Source organism: Rhodoplanes elegans, assembly GCF_016653355.1.
In the GTDB taxonomy this organism is placed as follows: Bacteria; Pseudomonadota; Alphaproteobacteria; order Rhizobiales; family Xanthobacteraceae; genus Rhodoplanes; species Rhodoplanes elegans.
On sequence record NZ_NHSK01000270.1, the window covers coordinates 1 to 20,000 of the forward strand.

Genomic DNA, 20,000 nt, shown 5'->3' on the forward strand with positions numbered 1-20,000 from the left:
GCGGAGAGCGGGTCCTCGGGCCACGGGTGCTTGGGGTAGCGACCGCGGAGATCGGTGCGGACGTCGGCGTAGGAGCCGCGCCAAAACGTCGGCAGGTCCCTGGTGATCTGCACGGGCCGGTGCGCCGGCGAGAGGAGCTCGACGATCAGCGGCACGCGGCCGCCGGCGATGCTCGGATGCTGGTCGAGCCCGAACAGCTCCTGCACTCTTATCGCGAGCTTCGGCCCCTCCGGGCTCTCGTAGTCGATCGGCACGGTCGAGCCGGACGGCGCGTCGAAATGGGTCGGCGCGTCGTGGTCGAGCTTCTTGCGCAGGTTCCACGGCAGCAACGCGTGCAGGGCGTTTGACAACGTGTCGGCGCCGATCTCGGCGAGCGACGTCTTGTCCATCAGGGCCGGTGCCAGCCAGTCGCCGACGGTGGCGAGGAGCGTCTCGTCGGAGAGATCCGGCCACTCGTCGCCTTCGTGCCGGCGCAGGAAGCTCACCCGATCGCGCCATTGCGCGAGACCCGACGACCACGGCAGTCGCGACAGCCCGAGCGTCCCGATGCCTGCGGCGAGCTTTTGGGCCGTCTCGGCGCTCGGCACGATCTTCACCGGCCGCTCGGCGAGCGCGACGGCGCCGAGTTTTCGCGCCCAGCGCCCGCGAAGACTCGCCGAGCCGGGATCGAACGTCACCTCGTCGTTGTCGACGATGCGGTCGGCGAAGAGAGCCTCGATGTCCTCGATCGCGATGGGGGCGGCGAGCAGGACGCGGCTGTTGCCGGCGCTGCCGGCGAGCTCGGCGACGGTGAGGAACGGCGCCCGCGCCAGCGCCGAGGCGGGGTCGACGGTGGCGCCGCGGCCGCTCGCCAGCAGCACGGCCCCGCCCGCACCGCCGCCGCGCGCCTTCGCCACGCGGTCCGGATAGGCGAGCGCCAGCACGGCGCCGGCCGCCGTGTCGGCACCGCCGGCGAGACGGGCGCCGTCCGGCAGGCCGAGGCTGCCGCCGGCACGCTTCCCGGCATTCGCCATCTCGGCCCAGCGGCCGGCCATGCGGCGGGCGTCCTCGGCGCGGCGCGAGCGGTCGCGCCGCAGCCCCTCGACGCGGTGGTGCAGATCCGGATCGGTGCCGCCGAGCCCGCGCTCGGTGATCACCACGGCGATGTCTGCCGCAAGGGGAGCCGCGCCGAGCCCGGCCGCCGCCAGCACCATGCGGGAGAGCCGCGGCGGCAGCGGCAGGGCGCGCAGCCGCTGGCCGAGATCCGTGATGCGCCCGTCCGGGCCGAGCGCGCCGAGGCTCTTCAGCAGCGCGGTGGCCTCGGCCAAGGCGGGAGGCGGGGGCGGATCGAGGAACAGGAGCTTGCCCGGGTCGGTCACGCCCCAATGGGCGAGGTCGAGCACGAAGCCAGTCAGATCGGCAGCGAGAATTTCCGGTTGCGCGAAAAGCTCGAGCGAGGCCGTCTCGCGCTCGTCCCACAACCTGTAGCAGACGCCCGGCTCGGTGCGTCCGGCGCGGCCGCGCCGCTGGTCGGCCGCCGCGCGAGACACCCGCACGGTCTCCAGCCGGGTCAACGCCAGATCCGGCTCGTAGCGCGGCACCCGGGCGAGGCCGGAATCGACCACCACCCGCACGCCTTCGATGGTCAGCGAGGTCTCGGCGATCGAGGTCGCCAGCACGACCTTGCGGCGTCCGGCCGGCGCTGGCGCCACGGCGCGGTCCTGCACGTCGGCGTCGAGCGCACCGAACAGCGGCACCACATCGACCGCCGGATCCATGATCCTCTCGCCGAGCAGCGTCTCGGTGCGGCGGATTTCTGCCGCGCCCGGCAGGAACACCAGGATCGAGCCGGGCTCGGCGCGCAGCGCCCGCAGCACTGCCTCGGCGACCTGCGGCTCCAGGTGCTTGCCGGGATCGCGCGGCAGGTGCCGGGTCTCGACCGGGAAGGCGCGGCCCTGGCTCTCCACCACGGGCGCATCGCCGAGACTCTTGGCGATGCGCGCGCCGTCGATGGTGGCGGACATCACCAGGAGCTTGAGGTCCTCGCGCAGCCCCTCCTGGGCGTCGCGGGCGAGCGCGAGGCCGAGATCGGCGTCGAGCGAGCGCTCGTGGAACTCGTCGAACAGCACGGCCGCGACGCCGTCGAGCGTCGGGTCGTCGAGGATCATCCGGGTGAACACGCCCTCGGTGACCACCTCGATGCGGGTCCGGCCGGAGATCTTCGAGCCGAAGCGCACCCGGTAGCCGACCGTGTCGCCGACGCTTTCGCCCAGTGTCGCGGCCATGCGGGCGGCGGCGGCACGGGCGGCGAGCCGGCGCGGCTCCAGCACCAGGATCTTCTTGGCCCTGGCCCACGGCTCGGCGGCCAGCACCAGCGGCACCCGCGTCGTCTTGCCGGCGCCGGGCGGCGCGACCAGCACGGCGGCGTCGCGCGTCGCGAGCGCGGCGGTGAGCGCCGGCAGGGCGTCGTCGATCGGCAGGGGCACGTCGAACCGCATCGGGGACATCACGTTCGTGTGTGCCGGCCACGCCCGGCGATTAACTGCGATAAAAGACCACCCTTGCGGGCGAGCCCGGTTCTTGCCCCTTTTAGGAGGGCGCGACCATCCTGGCCCGAACCGGCAAGTGCCGGGCCCGGGACCGAGGCGAGGACGCCAGAAACAGGCAAGGACGGACGATGGCAACCCCCATGACCGCCACTCCCGCGACCGCCGGTGCGATGGCCGCCCCGATGGGCACCCCTGGCCGGGTCGACTGGGTCGACACCGCCAAGGGCCTCTGCATCGTCATGGTGGTGCTGCTCCACTCGACCTTCGGGGTCGAGCAGGCGGTCGGCCGCGAGGGCTTCATGCACGCCGTCGTCGCCTTCGCCAAGCCGTTCCGGATGCCGGACTTCTTCCTGATCTCGGGGCTGTTCCTGGCGCGCGTGATCGACCGCGACTGGCGCCTCTACACGGACCGGAAGGTCGTGCACTTCGCCTATTTCTATCTGCTGTGGATGACCATCCAGCTCGTCGTGAAGGCGCCCGTGCTGGCGGCCGAGCACGGCAGCTGGTGGGCCGTGCCGGGCGACTGGGCGCTGGCCCTGATCGATCCCTTCGGCACGCTGTGGTTCATCTATCTGCTGCCGATCTTCTTCGTGGCGACCAAGCTCGCCCGGCAGCTGCGCATCCCGCCGCTCGCCGTGTGGCTGGTGGCGGCCGCGCTGGAAAGCGCGCCGATCCACACCGGCTGGATGGTGCCGGACGAGTTCGCGGCCCGCTTCGTCTACTTCTACACCGGCTTCCTGCTCGCTCCGCGGGTGTTCGCGCTGGCCGAGGCGGCCGCGGCGCGGCCGTGGCTCTCCGTCGGCGGGCTCGCCGCGTGGGCGCTCGTCAATGGCGCGCTGGTCTTCGGCGGGTTCTCGGAATGGCCGATCGTCTCGCTCGCGCTCGGTCTCGCCGGCGCCTGCGCCATCATCGTGCTGGCGACGCTCTTGGTGCGCAGCCGCGTGTTCGATCCGATCCGGTACTGCGGCGAGCATTCCATCGTGGTCTATCTCGCCTTCTTCCTGCCGATGGCGGCGACCCGCATCGTGCTGCTCAAGACCGGCGTGATCGACAGCGTCGGGCTGATGTCGCTGATCGTCACGGCGGCCGGCATCCTCGGCGCGCTCGTGATGTGGTGGGCGGTACGTCGCACGCGGCTCGATTTCCTCTTCACCCGGCCCGACTGGGCCCATGTCGCGCCCCGCAAGCGGGCGGCCGCGGCCCGGCTCCAGCCGGCCGAGTAGGCCATGGCGCTGCGGATCGTCCGCCTCGGGACACCCCGGCTGCCGCACGAAGGCACCCGGATCGGCACGGTGCGCCGGCCGCCGCGCGGCGTCCGCAAGGAGCGCTACGCCGCCGACGACTGGTTCGACACCTGGCTGCCGGAGCTGTCGCCGAGCGCCGAGCTGGTGGCGAAGGCACATGCGGCGACGACGGACGCCGGCTGGAAGGCTTTTGCGCGCGCGTTCCGGGCCGAGATGGGCGAGCCGGCGGCGCGCCATCTCCTCGACCTCCTCGCGACCTTGTCGCACGCCTCGAACCTCTCGATCGGCTGCTACTGCGAGGACGAGACCCGCTGCCATCGCGCGATCCTGCGCGAGCTGCTCGTCGCGCGCGGCGCCGTCGTCGAGTGAGGCGGAGGCGGTAGTGCCGTAGCCCGGCTGGAGCGCAGGCGACAGCCGGGGACGCCGCTCCCGCATTTCGCTGCGCTCAATGCGGGCTACAAGCTCCTATTCTACGTTCCGGCTGGCGCATGGCCGCGGGAGTGTATAGTTCGGGGTCTCGTCCCCCAGCCGCTCCGAGTCCCCGATGCCCGAACCGCTCGCCCGCCCGCTGCGCAAGGGCGACCACGTCTTCCTGATCGACGGGTCGTCCTTCGTGTTCCGCGCCTACTTCGCCATGTTCAAGGCGGCGCAGAGCCGGGGCCGCTCCTTCACCCGCTCCGACGGCCTGCCGATCGGCGGCGTGATGGCCTTCTGCAACATGATGTGGAAAATCCTTCGCGAGGGGCTCGACGGCGTGAACCCGACCCACCTCGCGGCGGTGTTCGACCACTCGGGCAAGACGTTCCGCAACGACCTCTATGCCGACTACAAGGGCCATCGCCCGGAGCCGCCGGACGAGCTGATCCCGCAGTTCCCGCTGATGCGCGACGCGGTGCGGGCCTTCGGCCTGATCCCGATCGAGCAGGAAGGCTTCGAAGCCGACGACCTCATCGCCACCTATGCGCGCGTCGCCCGCGAGGCCGGCGCCGACGTGACCATCGTGGCCGGCGACAAGGATCTAATGCAGCTCGTGCGCGACGGCGTCGTGATGTACGACCCGATGCCCGGCAACGAGCGCCGCATCGGTCGCGACGAGGTGATCGCCAAGTTCGGGGTGCCGCCCGAGAAGGTGCCGGACGTGCAGGCGCTGATCGGCGACCCGACCGACAACGTGCCGGGCGTGCCCGGCATCGGCGTGAAGACCGCGGCGCAGCTCATCGGCGAGTACGGCGACCTCGAGACGCTCCTGTCGCGTGCGACCGAGATCAAGCAGGAGAAGCGCCGGCAGACCATTCTCGACAATGCCGAGACGGCGCGCCTGTCGCGGCAGCTCGTGCTGCTCGACGACCATGTCGATCTCGCCTGTCCGCTCGACGACCTGCTGCTCGACGGCCGTGACGCCAGGAAGCTGATCGCCTTCCTCAAGGCGATGGAGTTTACGACGCTCACCCGCCGCGTCGCCGAGGCGCTGGCGTTCGATCCCAACGACGTCGACGCCGATCCTGCGCTGCGCGCGGCGCCGAGTTCGGGAACGGCTGCGGACGCGGCGTCCGAGCCGTCGGAGCCCGCGGCCGGCGAGCCGCGCCGCGCCGGCGCCTCCGGCCAGCTCGGCTTCGATCTCGGCGACACGCGGCCGAAGCCGGCGGTGCGGACGAACGGCGGCGGCGACGTCGTCGTGTCACCCGATCAGCTCGTCGCGGCCCGCAAGGCGGAGCTCGCGACCCAGAAGCTCGACCGCGCCGGCTACCGCACCCTGCACGATCTCGCCGCCCTCAAGGACTGGGTGCTGGAGGCCGTCGACCAGGGCTTTGTGGCCATCGATCTCACGGTCACGTCGCACGATCCCATGCAGGCCGATCTGGTCGGCTTCTCGATCGCGCTGTCGCCCGGGCGCGCCGCCTACGTGCCGTTGGGTCACCGCCGCGGCGACGATCTTTTGGCCGGCGGCGGGCTCGTTCCTGATCAGATCCGGCTCGCGGATGCATTGGCGCTTCTGAAGCCGATGCTGGAGAGCCCGGGCGTCCTGAAAATCGGCTACGATCTGAAATCCGATCTGCACGCGCTCGCCCGCCACGGGATCACGGCGGTGGCGATCGACGACATTCAGCTCATGTCCTACGTGCTCGACGCCGGGCTCGGTCCGCACGGGCTCGCCGATCTGGCGCATCGCCATTTCGGCCACGACGCGCTGGCGCTGATCGACATCGCCGGCAAGGGCAAGGCGCAGGTGCCGTTCGAGCAGGTCGAGATCGCGCGCGCCTGCCCGTATTGCGCCGAGCAGTCCGACATGGCGCTGCGGCTGTGGCGGTTGTTCCGGGCGCGGCTCGTCGCCGAGAAGATGACCACGGTCTACGAGACGCTGGAGCGCCCTCTGGTGCCGGTGCTGATGCGGATGGAGCGGCGCGGCATCGCCATCGACCGCGAGATGCTCTCGCGCCTCTCCGGCGAGCTGGCCCAGAAGGCGGCGGCGCTGGAGGCCGAGGTGCAGGAGCTGGCCGGCGAGCCGTTCAATCTCGGCAGCCCCAAGCAACTCGGCGACATCCTGTTCGGCAAGTTCGCGCTGCCCGGCGGCAAGAAGACCAAGACCGGCGCCTGGTCCACGTCGGCCAATGTGCTGGACGAGCTCGCCGAGCAGGGGCACACGCTGCCGGTGAAGCTGCTCGAGTGGCGGCAGCTCACGAAACTGAAATCGACCTACACGGATCTGCTGCCGACCTTCGTCAATCAGGAGACCCGCCGCGTCCACACGACTTTCGCGCTCGCCGCGACGACGACGGGGCGACTGTCGTCGGCGGATCCGAACCTTCAGAACATCCCGGTGCGCACCGAGGAGGGCCGCAAGATCAGGCGCGCCTTCGTGGCGCAGCCCGGGACCAAGCTGGTCTCGGCGGATTATTCCCAGATCGAGCTTCGGCTCCTCGCCGAGATCGCCGACATCGCGGCGTTGAAGAAGGCCTTCCAGGACGGGCTCGACATTCACGCCATGACGGCGTCGGAGATGTTCGGCGTGCCGGTTCAAGGCATGCCGGGCGAGGTGCGGCGCCGCGCCAAGGCGATCAACTTCGGCATCATCTACGGCATCTCGGCCTTCGGCCTCGCCAATCAGCTCGGCATCCCGCGCGAGGAGGCCGGCGCCTACATCAAGCGGTACTTCGAGAAGTTCCCGGGCATCCGCGACTACATGGAGGCGACCAAGCTGTTCTGCCGCACGCACGGCTACGTCACGACGCTGTTCGGGCGGAAGTGCCACTACCCGGACATCGGCGCGTCGAACCCGTCGCTGCGCGCCTTCAACGAGCGCGCCGCCATCAACGCCCGCCTGCAGGGGACGGCGGCCGACATCATCCGCCGCGCCATGGCGCGCATGGACGACGCGCTGGCGGCGAGCAGGCTCTCCGCCCGCATGCTTCTCCAGGTGCACGACGAGCTGGTGTTCGAGGTGCCGGAGTCCGAAGTGGACGCGACGCTGCCCGTGGTGAAGCGCGTGATGGAGCAGGCCGCCATGCCGGCCGTCGCGCTCTCCGTGCCGCTCCACGTCGACGCCCGCGCCGCCGACAACTGGGACGAGGCGCATTGATATTGTGTTTTGCCCACCGGCACGGCCCTGACCCTCTCCCAGAGGGAGAGGGTCGACGCGCGTTGCGCGTCGGGGTGAGGGGTTAGGGCGCCAACAAGAGACCTCGGCACCCCCTCACCCGGATCTCGCACTATTGCGCGAGATCCGACCTCTCCCCGCCGGGGAGAGGTGAAGGCTGCATCAGCTTCAGGGCGCGCCCGCTCACTGTCCCTGCGGCACCGGCTCGGCCGCCGCCACGGTCCGCGGCGTGGCGCGCAGGCTTCTCAGGAACGAGCGATAGGCCGGGTGCTGGGCGAGCGCGTCGCCGCCGGCGGCGATCAGGGCGTCGACCTGCTCGACCGGGAGGCGGAAGCGGGTCGGCACGGCATTGAGGGCGGCGGCGCGGGCGGGATCGAGCTGGTCGAAGGCGACCCGGCCGATGAAGCCGTCGAGGTCGCGGCAGTTCCAGCCCGCCGTGGTGCCGCGCAGCCGTTGCACCTCGGCCATCGAGAGCCCGCAGCGCCAGCGGATGAGCTGACCGCGCCAGTCCTGCAGGCTGAGCTGGAAGGCGCTGTAGCTCGACCACACGCTGGAGGCGAGCGCCGCATTGGTGGAGGCGGCGATCAGCTCGACGCCGGTCGGGCCGTCGAGCGTCTGGGCCCAGGTGCCCTCGGTGACCTGCTCCGAATCGACGACGATGAACAGGATGCGGCGGATGCGGGCGGCGTGCGCGGCGGTGAGCGGGCCGTAGGGCGTGTTCGCCGCCTCGCGGGCGACCGTGAAGCTCGACAGGCCGAAATTGTCGACGACACCGCCGTCGACCAGCTTGACGTAGCGCATCGAGCCGTCGCGGTAGCGGGTCATGCCGCGGGCGACCGCCTTCATCATCGGGCTCGCGGCGGGATCGTCGCGGGCGCGCGCCATCCAGGCCGGCAGCGGCGCGTCGCACTTGCCCGGGAAGGTCTCCAGCACCACGGGGGCGAAGGCGAGCGGGACGGCCGCCGACGCCGCCACGGCCGAGGAGAGCGGATAGCGGGCGAGGTCGCTGCACAGCGCCGCGAAGGTCGACGGGGTGAAGACGAAGGGCGTGCGGTTGTAGAGGTCGCTGGCGTTGATCACCACCTGGGGGCGGCGATGCGTCAGCAGCGCCCCGAAGGTCGCGCCGTCGAACAGGTTGGCGTCGAGCCAGCGGCGGAACGGCGCGTCGCCGTTGATCCCGCCCCCGAAGGCGCGGGCGATGTTGCCGAACGACACGGCGGTGTTGAGCGCCGCCTCGGCGTCCTGGATCAGGAAGCGCTCGCGGAAGTCCTGGAGCGCGTCGCGCCGGCGCAGGCCGAAATAGGCGGCCGTCACCGAGCCGCCCGACACGCCGGTGACGATGTCGACCCGGTCGATCAGGCTCCGCCCGCGGCCGCCCGGGACGTCGGTGCGGGCGAGCTCCTTCAGCACGCCGAACGAGAAGGCGGCCGCCCGGGTGCCGCCGCCCGAGAAGGCGAGCCCGATCATCACGTCGTCGTCGGGCATGTCGGTGAGGGAGTCGAGGGTCTCGCGCAGCGGGGTCGCGGTCGGGACGTTGGCGGGCAGGTTCTGGACATGCGCGCAGCCGACCAGGCCGGCGCCCACCAGCGCGATCGCAAGCCCCCGACGCCACACCATCGACGCGAACTCCCCGGCCAAGCCCGGTCCCCCGGCCGCTACAAAGCGGTGCAATATGGCACCCTCGTGGTTACGGGGGCTTTACCGACCGTCCGGTCGCGGCGCCACCCTGCCGCTCCGGGCTAGCCGTCGTCCGGTTGTCCGGCACGACGGCCGCGACCGCCGGCCGCGGGAGACGCCGGCTGTCGCGCATCGCGTCCCGCCCGAAATGCCGCCGAGCCATGCTGCACATGCGCAATGCGCTGATTGCAGAAGCGATACGGGGTTGTTCGCTTGACGGGGCCGGCGCCTTCCGGGAACCGTGCCGGCGTGTCGCGCGGCTGATCGACAGAGCGAAGCTCGGGTCGCGCAGGGGAAGTGTGATGGACCACGGCTTCGTTCCGAACGTGTATTTCGGGCTCGACCCGATGGCGGTCTCGACCGTCATTCTCGCGGTCACCTATGCGGTGATCATCTGGGACAAGCTGAACCGGGCCATCGTGGCGCTGCTCGGCGCCGCCGTGATGATCCTGATCGGCGTGCTCGACCAGCACGAGGCCCTCAAGGGCGTCGACTGGAACACCATCGGGCTGCTCACCGGGATGATGATCCTGGTGTCGATCTCGCGCCGCTCCGGCATGTTCCAGTATCTGGCGATCTGGGCCGCCAAGAAGGCCAAGGCCAATCCGGCCGGGATCCTGATCCTCTTGCAGATCACCACGGCGATTCTCTCGGCCGCGCTCGACAACGTGACGACCGTGCTGCTGGTCGTGCCGGTGACGATCGCCATCGTGCGCGAGCTGGACGTGCCGCCCTATCCGTATCTGTTCGCCGAGGTGTTCGCCTCCAACATCGGCGGCACCGCGACCCTGATCGGCGACCCGCCCAACATCCTGATCGGCTCGCTCGCCGGCCTCGACTTCAATGCCTTCCTGATCCATCTGGCCCCGATCGTGGTGGTCGTCATGGCGGCGCAGCTCGGCATGATCCATCTCCTGTGGGGGCGCTACCTCAAGTCGATCCCGGAGCGGCAGGCGCTGGTGATGGGCATGGACGAGCGCGCCGCGATCGAGGATCCGGTGCTGCTGAAGCAGGCGCTCGCGGTGCTCGGCCTCGTCATCGTCGGATTCGTGCTGGCGCGTCCGCTGCATCTCGAGCCCGCCACCATCGCGATCGGCGGCGCCGCGCTGCTCATGCTGCTCGACAACTGGCAGCACCACGCCGAGCACCAGTCCGAGAACGTCCACAAGACCTTCGGCGACGTCGAGTGGATCACCATCTTCTTCTTCGTCGGCCTGTTCATCGTGGTGCACGGCGTCGAGGTCGGCGGGCTCCTCAACCTGCTCGCCGAGAAGCTGGTCGCGGCGACGGGCGGCGATCTCGCGGTCGCCGGCTTCGCCATCCTGTGGGCCTCGGCGGTGCTGTCGGCGATCGTCGACAACATCCCGTTCGTCGCCACCATGATCCCGCTCATCAAGTCGATGGCGCCGGCCTTCGGCGGGCCGGAGGCGATCCAGCCGCTGTGGTGGTGCCTGGCGCTCGGCGCCTGCCTGGGCGGCAACGGCACCCTGATCGGCGCCTCGGCGAACCTGATCGTCGCAGGGCTCGGCGAGCGCAACGGCGTGCCGTTCCGCTTCGTCACCTACACGCTGTACGGCTTCCCGATGATGCTGGTGTCGATCGCCATCAGCCACGTCTACGTCTGGCTGCGGTATTTTTGAGGTCTTGTGTCCCGGGCGCGGCGCGACGCGCCGCCGACCCGGGACCCAGGGGCCGCAGCTCGGGACAGTTGTCGCTCTGGGCCCCGGCTCTGCGGCGCACCGCTGCGCGGTGCACCGCGTCCGGGGCACGAGGTTCACCCCAGCCGCGCCACCACATCCTCAGCGAGCGACAGGCAGCTCGTCAGGCCGGGCGACTCGATCCCGAACAGGTTGACCAAACCGGGGAGTCCGTGCTCGGCCGGCCCTTCGATGAGAAAATCGGCGGCCGGCTCGCCGGGGCCGGTGAGCTTCGGGCGGATGCCGCAATAGTCGGGCGTCAGCGCCCCGTCCGGCAGGGCCGGGAAGTAGGTCCGGATGCTGGCGTAGAATTTTTCCGCGCGCGTCGGGTCGACGTCGTAGCTCTCGGTGTCGATCCACTCGACGTCCGGGCCGAACCGCATCCGGCCGGCGAGATCGAGCGTGACATGGGTGCCGAGCCCGCCCTCGACCGGGGCCGGGTAGATCAGCCGGCTGAAGACCGGCCGGCCCGCATACTGGAAGTAGTTGCCCTTGGCGAGAACGAGCCGCGGCACCCGCGCGGCCGGATAGCCCGCGGTCGCGCGCGCCATTGCCTGGGCGCCGAGCCCCGCGGCGTTGACCACGGCGTCCACGGTCAGGGTGCCGGGCTCGGCCCCGCCGTAGCGGACCTCCCAGCCGGCCGGGCCGGGCGTCAGCCCGGTGACCGGGGTCATGAAGGCGACCACGCCGCCGGCATCCTCCAGGTCGCCTTGCAGGGCCAGCATCAGGCCGTGGCTGTCGACGATGCCGGTCTCCGGCGACAGCGCGGCGGCGACGCAGGTCAGCGCCGGCTCCAGTGCCATCGCCTCGGCGGCGGAGAGCATGGTCATGCCCTCGACCCCGTTCGCCGTCGCCTGGGCGCACAGCATCTCGATCTTGGCGCGCTCGGCGTCGCGCACCGCGACCAGGAGCTTGCCGCACTTGCGGTGCCGGACCCCGTGGCTCTCGGCATAGGCATAGAGCTGCCGGCGGCCGCGGACGCAGTGGAAGGCCCGCACCGAGCCGGGCGGATAATAGATGCCGGCGTGGATCACCTCGCTGTTGCGCGACGAGGTGCCGGTGCCGATCGCGCCGGCCGCCTCCGCCACGATGACGTCGTGCCCGGCGAGCGCCGCCGCCCGCGCCACGGCGAGCCCGACCACCCCGGCCCCGACCACCAGAACCTGCATGTCCCCTCCCGGCCGCCGCCCTGTCGCTCCCGACCGGGCTCGCCCGTCGGCTAACACCTGCCCGGGGGCAGGGCAACGGCGCCGAGCGGCGGACGGGCCTGCTGGTGTCGGGGGGCACGAAATCAGGGACTATGGTCCTCTCCACCTCTACCGCGATCGCTGGGGCGTTCCCACATTTCTCCCGACAGGCGCGGTGCCGTGACGGGCCGTGCCGAGACAACCAGGGGCGCGCCCGGGCGCGCCTCGACGATGGTCGCTTCGCGCCTTCGGGGCGGGCCGGCCAGGCCGAGGGAGACGTTCATGAATTTCGACAAGTACACCGACCGGTCGCGGGGATTCGTCCAGTCCGCCCAGTCGCTTGCGCTCCGCGAGGGGCACCAGCAGTTCGCTCCCGAGCACATGCTCAAGGTGCTGGTCGACGACCCGGAGGGGCTCGCCTCCGGGCTGATCCAGCGCGCCGGCGGCAATGCCCGCCAGGTCGCCCAGGCGGTCGAGGCGGCGCTGAAGAAGCGGCCGAAGGTCGCCGGCTCCGGCGCCGGCCAGCTCTACATCGATCCGGCGCTCGCCCGGGTGTTCGACACCGCCGAGAAGGCGGCCGAGAAGGCCGGCGACTCCTACGTCACGGCCGAGCGGCTGCTGCTCGCGCTGGCGATCGAGAAGGATTCGGAGGCCGGCCGGGCGCTGGCCGCCGCCGGCGTCACGCCCCAGAACCTCAACGCCGCCATCGAGAGCCTGCGCAAGGGGCGGACGGCGGATTCGAGCTCGGCCGAGAACGCCTACGACGCGCTGAAGAAGTACGCCCGCGATCTCACCCAGGCGGCGCGCGACGGCAAGATCGATCCGGTCATCGGCCGCGACGAGGAGATCCGCCGCACCATCCAGGTGCTGTCGCGCCGCACCAAGAACAACCCCGTGCTGATCGGCGAGCCCGGCGTCGGCAAGACCGCCATCGTCGAGGGGCTGGCGCAGCGCATCGTCAACGGTGACGTGCCGGAGAGCCTGAACGACAAGAAGCTCCTGGCGCTCGACATGGGCGCCCTGATCGCCGGCGCGAAGTATCGCGGCGAGTTCGAGGAGCGGCTGAAGGCCGTGCTGCAGGAGGTGACGTCGTCGGACGGCGGCATCGTGCTGTTCATCGACGAGATGCACACCCTGGTCGGCGCCGGCAAGTCGGAAGGCGCCATGGACGCCTCCAACCTGCTGAAGCCGGCGCTCGCCCGCGGCGAGCTGCACTGCATCGGCGCGACCACGCTCGACGAGTACAAGAAGCACGTCGAGAAGGACGCGGCGCTGGCGCGGCGCTTCCAGCCCGTGTTCGTCAGCGAGCCGACCGTGCCGGACACCATCTCGATCCTGCGCGGCTTGAAGGAGAAGTACGAGGCGCATCACGGCGTGCGCATCACCGACGCGGCGATCGTCGCGGCGGCGACCCTGTCGAACCGCTACATCACAGACCGCTTCCTCCCCGACAAGGCGATCGACCTGGTCGACGAGGCGGCGGCGCGGCTGAAGATGCAGGTCGACTCCAAGCCCGAGGAGCTCGATACGATCGACCGCGAGATCATCCGGCTGAAGATCGAGCAGGAGGCGCTCAAGAAGGAGCACGACCCCGGCTCGCGCGCTCGCCTCGGCGGGCTCGAGGCCGAGCTCGCCGCGTTGGAGAAGCAGTCGGCGGATCTCACGACGCGCTGGAAGGCCGAGAAGGAGCGGCTCTCCGACGCCCAGAAGCTGAAGACCGAGCTCGACCAGCTCCGCGTGGAGCTCGCCAACGCCCAGCGCCGCGGCGAGTACCAGAAGGCGGGCGAGCTCGCCTATGGCCGGATCCCGGAGATCGAGCGGAAGCTCGTCGAGGCCGAGGCGGCCGAGCGCAAGGGCGCCATGGTGGAGGAGGCCGTGACGGCCGATCACGTCGCCCAGGTGGTGTCGCGCTGGACCGGCGTGCCGGTCGACAGGATGCTGGAGGGCGAGAAGGAGAAGCTCCTCAAGATGGAGGAAGCGATCGGCCGTCGCGTCGTGGGCCAGGCCGAGGCGGTGCGCGCCGTCTCGACCGCGGTGCGCCGCGCCCGCGCGGGGCTCCAGGATCCGAACCGGCCGATCGGCTCGTTCATGTTCCTCGGGCCCACCGGCGTCGGCAAGACCGAGCTGACCAAGGCGCTCGCGGAGTTCCTGTTCGACGACGAGCAGGCGATGGTCCGCATCGACATGTCCGAGTACATGGAGAAGCACTCGGTCGCCCGGCTGATCGGCGCGCCGCCCGGCTATGTCGGTTACGAGGAGGGCGGGGCGCTCACCGAGGCCGTGCGGCGGCGTCCTTATCAGGTGATTCTGTTCGACGAGATCGAGAAGGCGCATCCGGACGTCTTCAACGTGCTGCTGCAGGTGCTCGACGACGGCCGCCTGACCGACGGTCAGGGCCGCACCGTCGACTTCCGCAACACGCTGATCGTGATGACGTCGAATCTCGGCTCGCAGTTCATGGTCGACCAGCCGGAGGGCGAGGACACCGACGCCGTCAAGGAGCAGGTGATGGCGGTGGTGAAGGCCTCGTTCCGGCCGGAGTTCCTCAACCGGATCGACGAGATCATCCTGTTCCACCGGCTGGAGCGCGGCCAGATGGGCCGGATCGTCGAGATCCAGCTCGGTCGGCTGCAAAAGCTGCTGGACGAGCGCAAGATCACGCTGACGCTCGATGCGCGCGCCAAGGACTGGCTCGCCGAGAAGGGCTGGGATCCCGCCTACGGCGCCCGCCCGCTCAAGCGCGTCATCCAGAAGGCCGTGCAGGACCCGCTCGCCGAGCTGATCCTGTCGGGCAAGGTGAAGGACGACGAGACCGTCAAGGTGACGGCCGGCAAGTCCGGCCTCGCCTTCAACGGCGAGACGGTGGCGCGCGCGGCGTGAGGGCTGGGCGCCTCGCGCGACGCTTCGGACGAGCAGGTGATCAGGAACGGCCGGGACGGTGTCCCGGCCGTTTTGGTATGCGGGAGAATGATCGGAAACACCCGGTCCGGTAGCGATATCCACACCCTAAATAGGCGTAAGACGACAAAATCGCCTATAATGATGTGATCGCGCAACAGGTCATGCGCGTTATTTATACTTCAATAAACCCACGGTAGCGGTTCTTCCTCCCCATAGGTCACACTCCTAACAGAGGGTTAACGCGGGCGGGGGGGGGAGATATGATCCGGATGCGGATGATCGTCGTGACGATCACGGGCAGCTTGTTGTCGGGGTGTGCAGGATGGTGGGCGCCGGAATCGGCGATACAGGCGCCGCAGTTCGCTTCTACGCTGGAGAAGCAGGCCGTCGTCATCGGCTATTTGAGGACGGTCGCCCCTGGTTCCGGTTACGCTGCACGAGATTATCTAACGCTCGCCAAATGGGGCTTCAATGTCGGGCGGGACGATTGCGAGGCTTATCTGCACAATCTGTTTCTGATCAATCGCCGAAAGCAGAGGAACAACCTCCTGCTCGCCGCGGCCAACGGTGCCACGTCCGCGATCGTCACAGCGACCACGAGCGGTCAGAAGCCGCTGTCGATCATCGCCGCGGCGTTCGACTTTGCTTCCGCCGCCAACGCCGCGATCTCTGACAGCTTCCTGTTCTCCGAAGCGCCAGGCCTGGTGGCCCTAAAGGTGAAGCAGCTTCAGGACGCCTACCGGAACCATGTCGAGAATGGGAGCATTCCGGTTGAATCGGATGCCGACGTCTACAAGGTCATCCATACCTATTACAGCATCTGCCTGCCGCCATACATCGAAGGGATCCTGCTCGACAGGATCGCCAACTCCGCCGCGGTCATCACGACGGGGAGCCAGAGTCAGACGCAACTTTATTCCGAAAGCCTGATGTTGAGAGGTTCCGCAGCGAGCGCCCCCGCGGCGAAAGGCACCGTGAGGCCGAACACGTTCCCGCTTCTGAGGTAGCGGACGGCGATCACGCAGCCGCGACGACACCTGGACGAGGTCTGAGCCATTCTGTTCGTGACAAGTCGCCGGCGGCGCCCCTCGCCGCCGGCTGTCGGCAGCTGATCTCGACTATCTCGAGGTGCCGGGTCTCGGCGCCGCTCGGGCGGATCATCTGTCGAGCTCGGGGCCCAGCGGGATTGCGCCGCCTTCATCGCGTCGGTGTCACCGGGCCGCGCCGTCGCCGAGCCGCAGCTCGTATTCGCGGGCGCCACCGTTCGGGAGGCCGTCTGACAGGATCAGCACCCGCACGATGTCGCCCTCCTGTCCGAGCACCATCAGGCCTTCCGGCTTGACCTTGGCGGCGTTGATAACCGGTCCCAGGGGGCCGAGATCGAGCGTTCCGACGCGGCGGCTCGTCCACTGCGCGGCGGGATCGGCGACGCGGATCTCGTAGGGGTCCGCCTTTTCCTGGCCCGGACCGGCTAGAATCAGCACCCGGCCATCGTCCAGGGCTGCCATGTCCCTGATGCCCTGTCCCGCCTTCAGTCCGATCGGCCACAGCCGACCGGCGTGCGACAGGGGTCCCGATCCCGGCGCGAACAGCTCGTCGACGCCACCGATCTCCACAACGGCGGCGCCGCCCTTCGCGGGACCCCGCAAGCCGGCGAACAGCACGCCGTTCAAAACGACGAGGCCTTCGATATTGAGCCCATCAGCTTCGTTGAGATCAGTCGTAAAAAAGGGCTTCAAGTTGGGGGTCGCCACCAGCGCGTCGGCGACGCGGTAGGTGGCCTGCACCACCGAAGCGGACGCTGCCGGCGGCGCGCCGGTTGCCGGATTGACCGGCGTTCCGCTCTCGTCGACCCTGAAGCGGGCTGTGACGAAAGTGGATGCGCGGAAGCGCTTCTTGTTTCGCGAGCAGCCGTGCGAGCCGATGACATAGAAGTACGGCGCCGCGTAAGCGACGGCCTCCCCATCGAGATCGGCGAAGGCGCGCTCGCCTCCCGTGCAGGACACGTTCACCGGTGCGCGGCCGGACGGGATCGCCTCGCCGTCGCGTTGGACCAGCTCGATGGTCCCGGCCGGACGGAGCTGTCGGTCGCCGATGTCGGCAAACTGGGCGTAGCGGTCCTCGTCGTTGATCACCAGGCAGCGGCCGAGGGCAGCCCCGCGGCGCATGCAGGCGATACCGCTGAGATCGTCGGCGACCGGCTTTGCGCGACCGTCCTGTTCTTCATCGGTCTTGAAGTCGCTCGCCGGCTCTACCCAGACTTTGGTCGGCGTGAGCTTATGATCCTGGGGTTGCTGCGCGAAGGCTGAAGCGAGGGCACCGACGACGGCCGACGCCGTCGCGAGCAGCGCGGTCACGGATCTCATCAGGTCAGCCTCTCGATGGCCGAAACGGCCGATGTCTCGCACTGGGTGCAACGATAGCGAGGGTGTAAATCGACCAGTGATCAATCAGTGCGGGATTCCGATCACGTTTGTATGAACAGCGTTGCGGGGCGGCGCGCGCCTCTGATCTCCGTGAGCTGCGGGAGGAGAGGCTAGGCGCAGCATCTTCCGGAGCGGCCGGGTCCGGACCACGTCTTTCGCACCGGACGAAATGAAAAACGGCGCCCGCCTGTCGGCGAGCGCCGTCAATTGGCCCGAACCAAGCGATCAGATCACACGTGCTCCGCCGTCGCGGCCACGTCGGCGGCGTCGTGCTCGGCCTTCTCGGCGGAGCCGACGCCGTTGAAGAAGGCGTTGAGCGCGACCGAGACGATTGCCGCGAGCAGGATGCCGGACTCGAGCAGCGGGTGCAGGGCGTGCGGCAGCGCCTTGAAGAAGTTCGGCGCCACCAGCGGGATCATGCCGAAGCCGACCGACAGGGCGACGATGAACAGGTTGTAGCGGTTGCCCTTGAAGTCGACCGCGGTGAGGATGCGGGCGCCGGTGGCCGCCACCATGCCGAACATCACGAGTCCCGCGCCGCCGAGCACGACGAGCGGCACCGCCTCGACCAGCGCCGACATCTTCGGCAGGAGGCCGAGCATCAGCAAGATCACGCCGCCGGCCGCCGTCACCCAGCGGGAGCGCACGCCGGTGACGCCGACGAGGCCGACGTTCTGCGAGAACGACGTGTAGGGGAACGTGTTGAAGATGCCGCCCAAGAGCGTGCCGACGCCGTCGGCGCGCAGGCCGCGGGAGAGCGCCTTGCGGTCGATGTGGCGGCCCGTCATCTCGCCGAGCGCCAGGAACATGCCGAGCGACTCGATCATCACGACGATCATCACGATGCACATCGTGGCGATCGGCACGAGGTGGAACTGCGGCATGCCGAAATGGAACGGCAGCACCAGCCCGACCCACGGCGCCGACAGCACCTTCTCGAAATGCATCACCCCGATCGCGGAGGCCAGCGCGGCGCCGGCGACGATGCCGAGCAGCACCGCGATGTTGGACAGGAAGCCCTTGCCCCACTTGATCAGCGCGAGGATGACCAGCAGCACGAAGAGAGCGATGCCGAGCCCCGGGAGCTGGCCGTAGTTCGGGTTCGGGAAGGCGCCGGGCACGCCGTCGACCACGCGGGTGAGGGTGGGCAGCCCGCCGCCGGCCCAGTTGATGCCGACCCGCATCAGCGAGATGCCGATGATCATGATGATGGTGCCGGTGACGACCGGCGGGAACAGTGGCAGGAGACGGCTGATGAAGGGGGCGATCACGATGCCGAACACGCCGGCCGCGATCACGGATCCGTAGATGCCGAGGAGCCCGATGTCGGGCTGCGTCGCCATCGCCAGCATCGGGCCGACCGAGGCGAAGGTGACGCCCATCATCACGGGCAGCCGAATGCCGACGCCCGGGAAGCCGATGCACTGCACCAGCGTGGCGAGCCCGCAGGCGAACAGGTCGGCGCTGATCAGGAAGGCGACGTCCTCGGGCGGCAGCTTGAGGGCGCGGCCGATGATCAGCGGCACCGCCACGGCGCCCGCGTACATCACCAGGACGTGCTGCAGGCCGAGCGTGATCAGTCGTGGTGCGGGTAGGATTTCGTCGACGGGATCGATAGCGCGCTGCAAGGCTTTCCCCCTCGTTGACAGGCGGGTCCGGCGCCATGGTCGAGCGTGGGCCGGACTTGCGAGCGCACGGAAACGACGCCGCACTGCACTGCGGTGCAGCGGCGACGTGCGGTCCGAGAACCGGCGCGGACCCGGAGAAGCGCTGCCGCAGGACGCGGCAGAACGCCCGCGACGTGATCACGTTTCGGGGAAATTTGCGTCCGAGGATTTACGGAGAGATCACTGACGGCTGGATTGCGCCACGCGCGCGGGGCTCTGGCTCATCATGCCGTTGATCCGGTCGCGCTCGCGCTCGAAGCCCGCCAGCACCGGGCCGTCGAGCACGCGGCCGCGCGGCAGGCGCACCCGCATCGGGTCGACGAAGCGGCCGTTGACCAGGATCTCGTAGTGGAGATGAGCGCCGGTGGAGAGGCCGGTCGAGCCGACGAAGCCGATCACCTGGCCCTGGCGGACCTTGGTGCCGGTGTCCATGCCGCGCGCATAGGCCGTCATGTGGCCGTAGGCGGTCTCGTAGCCATTGGCGTGACGGATGCGGATGTACTTGCCGTAGCCCGACTCCCAGCCGACCTTCTCGATCGTGCCGTTGCCGGAGGCGAAGATCGGCGTGCCCATCGGGGCCGACCAGTCCACGCCGGTGTGCATCTTGGTGTAGCCGAGGATCGGGTGGTGGCGCGAGCCGAAGCCCGACCGCATGATGCCGGCGGCGACCGGCTTGCGCACCAGGAACTTCTTCGCGCTCTTGCCGGTCTCGTCGTAGTAGTCGACGACGCCGTCGTCGTTCGACTGGAAGCGGTAGAACCGCTTGGTCTCGCCGCCGACCACGAGACCCGCGAACAGCACCTCGGAGCGGCCGCCGGCCTCGTCCTCGCCCGAATAGACCACCTCGAACGAATCGCCCGCCTGCGCCTTGCGCTGGAAGTCGACGTCGTAGGAGTAGATGCGGATCAGGTCCTCGATCACCGGGCGCGGGATGTTGTTGCGCAGCGCGGTCTCGTAGAGGCTCTGGTAGAGCCGCATGCCGGTGCCGTCGTCGTCCTCCTCGGGCTCGCTGACCTGCTGGGTCATGGCGCTCTGGACGTCGACGGAGACGTACTTGCCCATGTCGGAGAGGGCGACG

The 20,000-nt window shown here is 69.6% G+C and carries 12 protein-coding genes (1 of these 12 running past the window's edge); 6 read left to right on the plus strand and 6 right to left on the minus strand.

Annotated features, from left to right (window positions below; genetic code table 11):
- On the minus strand, window positions 1-2,477 hold a 2,477-nt coding region (hrpB, locus tag CCR97_RS28255), incomplete at its 3' end, for an ATP-dependent helicase HrpB (RefSeq protein WP_201160107.1).
- Window positions 2,478-2,668: 191 nt separating this feature from the next.
- Between hrpB and CCR97_RS28260 the strand changes: the two genes are divergently transcribed.
- The 3 genes from CCR97_RS28260 to polA all read left to right on the plus strand — a co-directional run bounded on the left by CCR97_RS28260 (window position 2,669) and on the right by polA (window position 7,349).
- Window positions 2,669-3,751: an acyltransferase family protein gene (locus CCR97_RS28260; protein WP_244670725.1), complete on the plus strand. Its 1,083-nt coding sequence runs from the start codon at window positions 2,669-2,671 to the stop codon at window positions 3,749-3,751.
- 3 nt (window positions 3,752-3,754) lie between these two features.
- Complete coding sequence (locus CCR97_RS28265; protein ID WP_111359273.1) at window positions 3,755-4,141, plus strand: DUF488 domain-containing protein; 387 nt, start codon at window positions 3,755-3,757, stop codon at window positions 4,139-4,141.
- A gap of 175 nt (window positions 4,142-4,316) precedes the next feature.
- A complete protein-coding gene (gene polA / locus CCR97_RS28270; protein WP_111359272.1) occupies window positions 4,317-7,349 on the plus strand; it encodes a DNA polymerase I in 3,033 nt (1,010 codons plus the stop codon).
- Between the two features lie 201 nt (window positions 7,350-7,550).
- Here the strand turns inward: polA and CCR97_RS28275 are convergent, their stop codons facing one another.
- Window positions 7,551-8,984 (minus strand): patatin-like phospholipase family protein, encoded by a 1,434-nt coding sequence (locus tag CCR97_RS28275; protein WP_111357270.1) that lies wholly within the window; start codon window positions 8,982-8,984, stop codon window positions 7,551-7,553.
- A 362-nt stretch (window positions 8,985-9,346) separates the two neighbouring features.
- Between CCR97_RS28275 and CCR97_RS28280 the strand changes: the two genes are divergently transcribed.
- The gene (locus CCR97_RS28280; protein WP_111357269.1) at window positions 9,347-10,684 is read left to right on the plus strand and encodes an ArsB/NhaD family transporter; all 1,338 of its coding nucleotides are present in this window, start codon (window positions 9,347-9,349) and stop codon (window positions 10,682-10,684) included.
- 134 nt (window positions 10,685-10,818) lie between these two features.
- Here the strand turns inward: CCR97_RS28280 and CCR97_RS28285 are convergent, their stop codons facing one another.
- Window positions 10,819-11,910: an NAD(P)/FAD-dependent oxidoreductase gene (locus CCR97_RS28285; RefSeq protein WP_111357268.1), complete on the minus strand. Its 1,092-nt coding sequence runs from the start codon at window positions 11,908-11,910 to the stop codon at window positions 10,819-10,821.
- Between the two features lie 300 nt (window positions 11,911-12,210).
- Between CCR97_RS28285 and clpB the strand changes: the two genes are divergently transcribed.
- The gene (gene clpB / locus CCR97_RS28290; RefSeq protein WP_111357267.1) at window positions 12,211-14,808 is read left to right on the plus strand and encodes an ATP-dependent chaperone ClpB; all 2,598 of its coding nucleotides are present in this window, start codon (window positions 12,211-12,213) and stop codon (window positions 14,806-14,808) included.
- 290 nt (window positions 14,809-15,098) lie between these two features.
- Window positions 15,099-15,836, plus strand: coding sequence for a hypothetical protein (locus CCR97_RS28295; protein ID WP_201160108.1), 738 nt, complete (start codon window positions 15,099-15,101; stop codon window positions 15,834-15,836).
- Window positions 15,837-16,040: 204 nt separating this feature from the next.
- Here CCR97_RS28295 and CCR97_RS28300 read toward each other — a convergent pair whose 3' ends face one another.
- The 3 genes from CCR97_RS28300 to CCR97_RS28310 form a co-directional block, all read right to left on the minus strand.
- Window positions 16,041-17,186: a DUF3616 domain-containing protein gene (locus CCR97_RS28300; RefSeq protein ID WP_170145819.1), complete on the minus strand. Its 1,146-nt coding sequence runs from the start codon at window positions 17,184-17,186 to the stop codon at window positions 16,041-16,043.
- A 299-nt stretch (window positions 17,187-17,485) separates the two neighbouring features.
- The gene (locus CCR97_RS28305) at window positions 17,486-18,883 is read right to left on the minus strand and encodes a nucleobase:cation symporter-2 family protein (RefSeq protein ID WP_111357264.1); all 1,398 of its coding nucleotides are present in this window, start codon (window positions 18,881-18,883) and stop codon (window positions 17,486-17,488) included.
- Between the two features lie 219 nt (window positions 18,884-19,102).
- Window positions 19,103-20,000, minus strand: partial view of a M23 family metallopeptidase gene (locus CCR97_RS28310; protein WP_245428840.1) — the 3' end only. 1,061 nt of this gene lie beyond the right edge of the window; the window shows 898 of its 1,959 coding nt (coding positions 1,062-1,959); its start codon lies off the right edge, out of view; it ends in the stop codon at window positions 19,103-19,105.

Excerpts from the sequence above, each read along its gene's own strand:
- CCR97_RS28260 (WP_244670725.1), top strand. The coding sequence starts at position 2,669 with ATGACCGCCACTCCCGCGACCGCCGGTGCGATGGCCGCCCCGATGGGC.
- CCR97_RS28265 (WP_111359273.1), top strand. The coding sequence starts at position 3,755 with ATGGCGCTGCGGATCGTCCGCCTCGGGACACCCCGGCTGCCGCACGAA.
- polA (WP_111359272.1), top strand. The coding sequence starts at position 4,317 with ATGCCCGAACCGCTCGCCCGCCCGCTGCGCAAGGGCGACCACGTCTTC.
- CCR97_RS28275 (WP_111357270.1), bottom strand. The coding sequence starts at position 8,984 with ATGGTGTGGCGTCGGGGGCTTGCGATCGCGCTGGTGGGCGCCGGCCTG.
- CCR97_RS28280 (WP_111357269.1), top strand. The coding sequence starts at position 9,347 with ATGGACCACGGCTTCGTTCCGAACGTGTATTTCGGGCTCGACCCGATG.
- CCR97_RS28285 (WP_111357268.1), bottom strand. The coding sequence starts at position 11,910 with ATGCAGGTTCTGGTGGTCGGGGCCGGGGTGGTCGGGCTCGCCGTGGCG.
- clpB (WP_111357267.1), top strand. The coding sequence starts at position 12,211 with ATGAATTTCGACAAGTACACCGACCGGTCGCGGGGATTCGTCCAGTCC.
- CCR97_RS28295 (WP_201160108.1), top strand. The coding sequence starts at position 15,099 with ATGCGGATGATCGTCGTGACGATCACGGGCAGCTTGTTGTCGGGGTGT.